Source organism: bacterium (assembly GCA_016873475.1).
GTDB lineage: Bacteria > Krumholzibacteriota > Krumholzibacteriia > JACNKJ01 > JACNKJ01 > VGXI01.
On the sequence record VGXI01000147.1, the window covers coordinates 1 to 8,101 of the forward strand.

Below are 8,101 nucleotides of genomic sequence, written 5' to 3' on the forward strand. Positions count from 1 at the left end.
CCCCCGGCTCGTCCCGAGCTGGCCGTCCGTGCCGGAGAGGCGGGCGAAGTAGAGCCCGGCCGGCTGCGGGCGGCCCGCCGCGTCGCGGCCGTCCCAGTCGCGGACGTGGGCGCCCGCCGGGAAGGTCTCGTCGGCGAGCACGCAGACGCGCCGGCCGGCGAGGTCGAGGACCTCCAGGCGCAGGCGCTGCTCGCGGTCGCTGCTGAAGTGGACGCTCGTCTTCGGGTTGAAGGGATTGGGCTGGGCGCCGGCCAGGGCCGTCGCCGCGGGCACGCCCTCGCCCGCGGGCGTGGCGAGAACGCTCAGGTTGTAGGTGTAGCTGCCGCTGGCGCTCGCCACGTTGGCGACCATGACGATCACCTGGTCGTAACCTTGCGCCGCCGTGAAGTCGAGGCTGCCGTCCTGCGCCGCGTTCAGGGTGAGGAACTGCACCTGCGTGGGCAGCGTGTCGTCGAGGCCGATCATGGCGACGCGGAAGTTGCGGATGTCCTGGCCGTTGAACTCCAGGCGCAGGACGCCGCCGATCCCTGTACAGCGCATGTACTCGCCGGCCCAGGCCGACACGCCGCCATTGCCGGTGGCCGGATAGGTGGTGACCGTCCGCCAGGGCGTGAAGGGCGGCAGCGTCTCGCCCAGGTAGCCGAACTCACCGTTGGGCACGCTGGGATCGTCGAGGAAGTTGGCCACCGCCCAGTTGCGGAAGACGGTGTCCGTCGCGATGCCGAAGCCCTGGCTCGCCAGCACGGCGTTGTAGGAGGCCATGCCGTTGAGCGAGCTGTGGGCGACGGCCCAGATGAAGGGCTGGCCGCCGAACTGCTCGTAGACGTAGAGGCTCCAGAGGTAAGTCTGGATGTAGTCTGCCCAGTTGCCGGCGAAATCGATGAGGTTGTTGTCCGGGTTCGTGTTGAAGCTCGAGATCGTATCGGGATTGCCGAAGAGCCACATCGCCAGTTCGCCGAAGCCCTCGTCGAGCCAGGAGTCCTCGTTCGTGTCGCGGGCGTAGTGGATCAGGTGCTGGAACTCGTGGGCGGCCACGGCCAGCATGTAGGTGCCGGCCGGCTGGCCGTTGTCCACGGCCATGTAGACCACGTCGGCTTCGTTGCTCGCGAAGGGCTGGCTGCCGTCGGGGAACTGGTCATAGACCCAGAAGAAACCATCGGCGGAAATATCGAAGCGATAATAGAGGAGGAAGACGCGGTCGAGGCCGTCCAGCGGATTGGGCGGCGCGCCGAAGTGCCCCGTGTTTAGGTCCCAGATGCCCTGAGTCGGCCAGTTGCCCGGGCTGCTGTTCTCGAAGTTCTCGACGATGACATCGACGTCGGCCTGGTCGATGCCGACATTCCACTCGTCGTCGTCGACGACGACGTAGCAGTGGTCGCCCATCCCCCGCACCGTGCAGGGCTTCAGGTTCGCCACCGGGAAGCCGCCCAGGTCCCAGATGTACCAGAGCCAGGTGTCGCCCACCTGGGGGTTGGGCGGCGGGCTGCGATCGGGGTCGCCCGAGGCGACCCAGCGGCCCTGGGCCTCGAGCCGGGCGCGGATCGCCTCGTAGGGCTCGCTGGGCCGGGGCAGGGTCGGGGTCAGGCAGCGGGTGGCGCCGGCCGCATCGGCGGCAGCCGGCAGCAGCCAGGCGGCGATGAGCGCCGCGAGGGCGAAGCGGGGGAGCAGGCGGTGCATCGGGGGGCCTCCGGGTCAGGGTAGAGGCCAAATTGTAGCGCATCGGCGCCGCGGGGCCAAGCCCGGCCGGGCCGGGGTCGGCGGTCGCGATTCAGCGGGTTGAACCGGAGCCGGTTGCCTGCTATGGTCCACAGAGTCCGCCGACCCTGGACCAAGGAGCCTGTCATGGCCGACGCGCAGCAGAATTACATTCCCGGACTCGAGGGTGTCTATGTGAACGAGAGCGGCATGAGCTCCGTCGACGGCGCCAACGGCAGGCTCTACTACCGCGGCTACACGATCGAAGACCTGGCCGCCAACTGCAACTTCGAGCACGTGGCCTACCTGTTGCTCTACAACGAACTGCCCACGCGCAAGCAGCTCGCGCTTTTCAAGGACGACCTGATCCGGGAGCGCTACCTCGATCCCCACTTGAAGGCGATCATCGTGCTGACGCCCCGCCACGGGCACCCGATGGCGGTGCTGCAGGCCCTCGTCGCCCAGCTCGCCATGCACGATCCCGAGCTGGCCGACAAGACGATCGAGGCCAAGCGGCGCAAGGCGCTGCGCATCATCGCCAAGATGCCGCTGGTGGTCACCTACTTCGACAACCTGCGCGGCCGCGAGCGGACCGTCGTGCGCCGGGACGACCTCTCGCACGCCGCCAACATGCTCTACATGCTCACCGGCAAGGTGCCGACGCCGGAGGAGGAGCGCATCTTCGACGTCGCGCTCATCCTGCACATGGACCACGGCTGCAACAACTCGACCTTCACCTGCCGGGTCGTCAGCTCCACGGAGGCGGACATCTACACCGCGGTCGTCGCCGCTCTCGGCTCGCTCTCCGGGCCGCTGCACGGCGGCGCCAACGAGCGCGTCATCGAGATGCTCGAGAGCATCGAGGGCCTCGCCGACATCGAGCCCACCGTCACGGAGATGATCACCGAAGGCCGCAAGATCCCCGGCTTCGGCCACCGCGTCTACAAGACGGTCGACCCGCGGGCGACCATCCTGCGCAAGATGGCCGAGGCGCTCGCGCGCGACCGGCACGACGACCGCGACCTCGTCAAGGCCGTGCGCTTCATGGAAGTGACGCGCGCGAAGCTCGACGAGCTGGGCAAGACGCAGATCTGGCCCAACGTCGACTTCTTCTCGGGGGTGGTCTACAAGGCGCTCGGGCTGCCGAAGGACATGTTCACGGCCGTCTTCGCCATCTCCCGCGTCGTCGGCTGGACGGGCCACCACTTCGAGCAGATGGAGAACAACCGCATCTACCGGCCGCGGCTCATGTGGACGGGCCGCCAGCTGGGCACGGCCTACATCCCGCTGAAGGACCGCGGCTAGCCGGGCGCCGGGACCCGCCTAGCCCTGGCGCTTGACGCTCTTGGTGACGACGACCAGCCCGCCCCTGGCGCCGGGCACGGCCCCCTTGACCAGCAGCAGGTTCTCCTCGGGCCGCACCGCGACCACGCGCAGGTTCTGCAGGGTGGTGGTGGCGTTGCCCATGCGGCCCGGCATCCGCTTGCCCTTGTAGACGCGCTTGGGCGTGGCGCTCGAGCCGATCGAGCCGATGTGGCGCATGTACTCGTGCGCGCCGTGGCTGAGGCTCAGCGGACCGTGCATGCCGTGGCGCTTGATGACGCCCGCCATGCCGCGTCCCTTGCTGCGGCCGCTGACGTCGACGCTGTCACCGACGGCGAAGTACTCCACTGTGATCGCGTCGCCCGGCTTGTAGGGCTCGGCCTCCGCGCGGGACAGGCGGCTCTCGCGCAGGAAGCGCAGGCCCTCCAGGCCCGCCTTGGCCAGGTGGCCCAGGCGCGGCTTGTTCAGGCGCTTGGCGCGCACAGGATCGAAGCCGAGCTGCAGGGCGCAGTAGCCCTCCTTCGGCTCCTCCTTCTTCTGCACCACGTAGTTGGGGCCCAGCTCGATGACGGTGACCGGCGTGAGCTGGCCGCCTTCCTCGAAGATCTGGGTCATGCCGAGCTTCTTGCCCAGGAGTCTCATGGCCATGTCTGCCTCCTCGGACAACCATGCGGCTGAGACGACCGCAGCGGGTTGGGCCCGCTGCGCCGCGCGGGCGGTCGGGCTGGTGGGGGGTCGGGGGCTTCCGAGCGGAAGCCGCAACAGGATACGCGGCCGGCGGGAGCCTGTCCAGGGGCCCGCCGGCCTTTTTTCAGCGCCCGCCGGTGGCGCTCCTGATCCAGTCGGCGATCAGGTCCAGGAGCTCCTCGTCCAGTTCGCCGGGCATGCCGTACTCGGCCGGGCCCGGCTTGCCCTCGCCGTGCAGGAAGAGGTGGTTGACGCCGGGCAGCAGGTGCAGCTCGGCGCCGGGGCGCGGGTTGGCCTCCAGCGCGCCCTGCCAGGTCGCCCGGTCGGGGGCCGTGATCTGGTAGTCCCGCTCGCCGAAGAGCACCAGGGCGGGCGCGCTGAGATCGCCGTAGTCGCGCCAGGGTTTCCAGAAGTTGACGGAGTCCCAGTACATCGGCTTGGCGAAGAAGATGACGTCGTCGGCGCCGACCTGCCCCTCGCGCAGGCGCCTGGCCATGTACTCGGAGCGCTCGAGCTCCTCGTCGTCGACGACGCCCTGCGCGTTCAGGTAGCGGTACTGGTCGAGCATGATGCTGAGCAGGTCCCGGCCGGGCGGCGCGAGCAGCACGAGGCCGGCCGGCGCCGGGGCCGCGGTCCCGGCGATCTGCGCGGCGAGGATGGGCGCCGCCGCTGCCCCCAGGCTGTGGCCGAGGATGACGAGCCGCTTGCTGTCCGCGCGGGCCTCGCTGGCGAGGAGGCGCCAGGCGACGAGGGCGTCGTCGATCACTTCTTCCTGCAGGGTCAGGTTGTCGGCTTCGTAGAGGGCCTTGTCCTGCTTGTCCCGGTTGATGACGAAGGTGCGCTTGTCGAAGCGCAGGCTGACGATCCCGCGCTCGGCGAGGCCGTCGGCGAGCTGGGCGAAGACGGCGTTGGGGCCGACGGTCATGTCCTTGTCCATGGGGCCCGAGCCCTGGAGCAGAAGACAGGCCGGCCAGGGGCCCCCGCTCTCGGCCGGCAGCGTGAGCAGGCCCGCGAGGGCCGGCCCGCCGCCCTCGACGGTCAGGGCCTCGCTCGGGTAGCGCTTGCGCGCGGCGGCGGCCGCCGCTCCGGCCTCCGCCTGGTAGCCCGGCCGCCGGATCTCGAAGTTCTGCATCGGCACGCGCAGGGAGAGCAGCCGGCCCTGGGCGTCCGTGTCCATCAGGGTGAGCAGCCCGGCCAGCGTGAGCGAGTGCCGCTGGACGCTGATCGTCTTGCCCTCGAGCAGGGCGCTGGCGGCAGCGGGCGCCTGCCGCTCGAGCCCGCCCTGCCAGCTCTGCTGCGGCACCAGCGCCAGCAGCGCCGTCTTCGCCTGCGGATCGCGGGCGAGCTGGCGCGCCAGGAGCCAGAGATGGGAGGCGACGGCGTTGTCGAGAATCTGCGGCCGCCGGCCGTCGCGACCGAAGGCCCTGCTCTGCCCGTAGCCCGGCCCGTACGCGAAAAAGCGCAGCGAGTCCGCCTCCACGCGCAGGCCCAGGCTGTCGCCCCGGTTCGTGGTGAGCAGATAGTCCAGCAGGCGCTCGTCCCGCCCGAGCACCCGGGTGCGCGTCGTCAGCTGGCGCTCGACCGGCTCGCTGAGCAGGAGCACGCCCTCGATCAGCAGCGTGTCGCCGCGGCTCGTCACCGTGAAGCGCTCGGAGCCGAAGCTGCGGCCGCCCATGAAGAAGACGAACTGCTCGGTGGCGGGGGCCGGCGGTGGCGCGGCCGGCGCGGTTCCGGGTGCGGCCAGGGCGGCAGCGAGGGCGAGCAGGGCGGGGCGGGCGGCGAGGCGAGGGAGCATGCGGGCCATGGCGGTCTCCGGGCTGGGGGATGGCGGCGCAGCATAGGCTTTGCGCGGCGCCGGATCAACGCCCGCGATGAAGTCGCCGCCGCCGGCCGGGGTTCCCGGCCCCTTGCGCCGCCGGGGCGCGAGTGCTTGACTGGGCGCTGGAGGTTCGGATTGCGATGAGCCCTGCCCATCCGCGCCTGCGCTCGCTGCACGCGGGCTGGATCGAAGTGATCGCCGGCGGCATGTTCAGCGGCAAGTCCGAGGAACTGATCCGCCGCCTGCGCCGCGCGGCCATTGCTCGCCAGTCGGTGCAGGCCTTCAAGCCCAGCCTCGATGACCGCTACGACGCCGCGGCGATCGTCTCCCACGACGAGCGGCGGGTGGCCTCCACCCCCGTGGCCGACGTGGCCGCGCTGCGCCGCGCCCTCGCGCCGGACACGCAGGTCGTCGGCATCGACGAGGCCCAGTTCCTCGGCCCCGAGCTGGTGCCCCTCTGCGTCGAGCTGGCCCGGCGGGGCAAGCGCGTGATCGTCGCCGGGCTGGACATGGACTACTGCGGCGAGCCCTTCGAGCCGATCCCCCAGCTGATGGCCGTCGCCGAGGAGGTGACGAAGACGCACGCCGTCTGCCTGGTGTGCGGCGCGCCGGCCTCGCACAGCCAGCGCATCGCCGCCGGCAGCGGGCGCGTGCTGGTCGGCGCGGCCGAGGCCTACGAGCCGCGCTGCCGCGACTGCTTCGAGCCGCCCGCGGCTGCCGTCGGGGCGCCCGCCGCGGCCGCCGCCGACGCCGATCCGCGGCCCCGCTCGTGAGCGCGGCCGCCGAGTTCCCCGCGCGCCTGGCCGCTCTGCGCGCGCGGATCGCCGCCGCCGCCGCGCGCGCCGGCCGCGACCCGCGGGGTCTGCGCCTCGTCGCCGTCACGAAGAGCGCGAGCGCCCCGCAGGTGGCGGCGGCCTACGCGGCGGGCCTGCGCGAGTTCGGCGAGAACCGCGTCCAGGACGCCCTGCCCAAGCTGGACGCGCTGCCCGCCGACGTCGTCTGGCACCTCGTCGGCCACCTGCAGAGCAACAAGGTGAACAAGGTCCTCGGGCGCTTCGACCTCATCCACTCGCTGGACAGCTGGGAGCTGGCCGAGCGTCTCGCCGAGAAATCCCGCGAGCGCGAGCTGGCGACGGCCGTGCTCGTGCAGGTCAACTGCTCGGGCGAGGCGAGCAAGTCGGGGCTCGCGCCCGGTGAGACGGAGGACTTCGTGCTTTCGCTGCTCGCCCTGCCCGGTCTGGTCGTGCGCGGCCTGATGACGATGGGACCCCTGGCCGGCGGGCCGGAGGCGGCGCGCGCGAGCTTCCGGCAGCTCGCGGCGCTGCGCGCGCGCCTGGCCGCCCGCGACCACGCGCGGCTGCCCTTGGCCGAGCTGTCGATGGGCATGAGCGAGGACTTCGAGGTCGCCGTCGAGGAGGGAGCGACCCTGCTGCGCGTCGGCCGCGCCCTCTTCGACTCGCCGGGCGCTTGAATCCATCCCCCAAGTGGTCTAGATTGCGGGCCTTATGAGCGACCTCTACGCCTCGCTGCAGGCCTCGGCCGACTTCCTCCGCCGGGCGGGCGCACCGCGTCCCGATCTCGTGGTGATCCTCGGCTCCGGCCTGGACGGGCTCGCCGAGCGCCTCGAGGGGCGGCTGAGCCTGCCCTTCGCCGAGATCCCCGGCTTCGCCGACTCGACCGTGGACTTCCACGCCGGCGCCCTGCACTTCGGGCGCCTGGACGGCCTGGCGCTCGCCGTGCTCGCGGGGCGGCTCCACTACTACGAGGGGCACAGCATGGCGCAGGTGGTGCATCCCCTGCGCAGCCTGCGCCTGCTCGGCGCCGAGGGCCTCGTCGTCACGAGTGCGGTGGGGGGCCTGGCGCCGCAGCTCGCGCGCTCGGAGGTTGTGGCCGTCAGCGATCACATCAACCTGATGGGCGACAACCCGCTCATCGGACCCAACGACGAGCGCCTCGGCCCGCGCTTTCCCGATCTCTCGGCGCCCTACACGCCGGCCTGGCGGCGCCGCGCGCAGGCCGCGGCCGCGCAGCTGGGCTTCGCGCTGCCCGAAGGGGTGCTCGCCGCGGTGGCCGGCCCCAACCTGGAGACGGCGGCCGAGTACCGCTTCCTGCGCCGCGCGGGCGCCGACCTCGTCGGCATGAGCATGGTGCCCGAGACCCTGGCCGCCGTGCACCTGGGGATGAGCGTGCTCGGCCTGGCCGTCGTCACCGATCTCTGCGACCCGGAGGCCCTCGAGCCGGTCGAGGTCCCGGCCATCCTCGCCGCGGCGGCCGCGGCGAGGCCGCGACTGGAAGCCCTGCTCCTCGCATTCATCGCGACCCTGAACCGACGCGAAGGTGGGATGTCATGAGCGTAGAGCGCAGCGGGTCCGACTACCCCGCCCTGGCCAAGGACCCCGTCGGCCTCGAGGGCGCGGTGAGCGCCTACTGGGAGCGCGCGCAGCTGTTCGCGCGGACCCAGAGCAAGGCCGAGGAGCAGGCCAGGCCGCACTTCATCTTCTACGAGGGGCCGCCCACGGCGAACGGCCACCCCGGCGTCCACCACGTGATCACGCGCCTGGCCAAGGACGCCGTTCC

8 protein-coding genes are annotated in these 8,101 nt (G+C 71.7%); 5 read left to right on the forward strand and 3 right to left on the reverse strand.

Features of this window, described 5'->3' with window-relative positions; all coding sequences use genetic code 11:
- A partial coding sequence (locus FJ251_11310; GenBank protein MBM4118305.1) for a hypothetical protein occupies positions 1 to 1,677 on the reverse strand: 1,677 nt, incomplete at its 3' end.
- Positions 1,678 to 1,800: 123 nt separating this feature from the next.
- Here FJ251_11310 and FJ251_11315 point away from each other — a divergent pair.
- A complete protein-coding gene (locus FJ251_11315) occupies positions 1,801 to 3,000 on the forward strand; it encodes a citrate/2-methylcitrate synthase (protein MBM4118306.1) in 1,200 nt (399 codons plus the stop codon).
- 18 nt (positions 3,001 to 3,018) lie between these two features.
- On the opposite strand, the gene FJ251_11320 is transcribed toward FJ251_11315, so the two are convergent.
- The gene (locus tag FJ251_11320; protein MBM4118307.1) at positions 3,019 to 3,666 is read right to left on the reverse strand and encodes a 50S ribosomal protein L3; all 648 of its coding nucleotides are present in this window, start codon (positions 3,664 to 3,666) and stop codon (positions 3,019 to 3,021) included.
- A 163-nt stretch (positions 3,667 to 3,829) separates the two neighbouring features.
- Positions 3,830 to 5,509, reverse strand: coding sequence for an alpha/beta fold hydrolase (locus FJ251_11325; protein ID MBM4118308.1), 1,680 nt, complete (start codon positions 5,507 to 5,509; stop codon positions 3,830 to 3,832).
- 155 nt (positions 5,510 to 5,664) lie between these two features.
- Here FJ251_11325 and FJ251_11330 point away from each other — a divergent pair, with 155 nt between their 5' ends.
- The 4 genes from FJ251_11330 to FJ251_11345 all read left to right on the forward strand — a co-directional run.
- Entirely contained in the window at positions 5,665 to 6,297 is a 633-nt protein-coding gene (locus FJ251_11330; protein MBM4118309.1) for a thymidine kinase, read from the forward strand.
- Positions 6,294 to 6,995, forward strand: a complete 702-nt coding sequence (locus FJ251_11335) for a YggS family pyridoxal phosphate-dependent enzyme (protein MBM4118310.1) — start codon at positions 6,294 to 6,296, stop codon at positions 6,993 to 6,995. Before FJ251_11330 ends, FJ251_11335 begins: the two co-directional genes overlap by 4 nt.
- Before the next feature lie 34 nt (positions 6,996 to 7,029).
- Positions 7,030 to 7,875, forward strand: coding sequence for a purine-nucleoside phosphorylase (locus FJ251_11340; GenBank protein MBM4118311.1), 846 nt, complete (start codon positions 7,030 to 7,032; stop codon positions 7,873 to 7,875).
- Positions 7,872 to 8,101: class I tRNA ligase family protein (locus tag FJ251_11345; protein ID MBM4118312.1), on the forward strand; the 230-nt coding region annotated here is incomplete at its 3' end. The genes FJ251_11340 and FJ251_11345, both read left to right, overlap by 4 nt.

What these genes read in the sequence shown, in the direction of transcription:
- FJ251_11315 (MBM4118306.1), top strand. Translation starts at nt 1,801, where the DNA reads ATGGTCCACAGAGTCCGCCGACCCTGGACCAAGGAGCCTGTCATGGCC.
- FJ251_11320 (MBM4118307.1), bottom strand. Translation starts at nt 3,666, where the DNA reads ATGGCCATGAGACTCCTGGGCAAGAAGCTCGGCATGACCCAGATCTTC.
- FJ251_11325 (MBM4118308.1), bottom strand. Translation starts at nt 5,509, where the DNA reads ATGGCCCGCATGCTCCCTCGCCTCGCCGCCCGCCCCGCCCTGCTCGCC.
- FJ251_11330 (MBM4118309.1), top strand. Translation starts at nt 5,665, where the DNA reads ATGAGCCCTGCCCATCCGCGCCTGCGCTCGCTGCACGCGGGCTGGATC.
- FJ251_11340 (MBM4118311.1), top strand. Translation starts at nt 7,030, where the DNA reads ATGAGCGACCTCTACGCCTCGCTGCAGGCCTCGGCCGACTTCCTCCGC.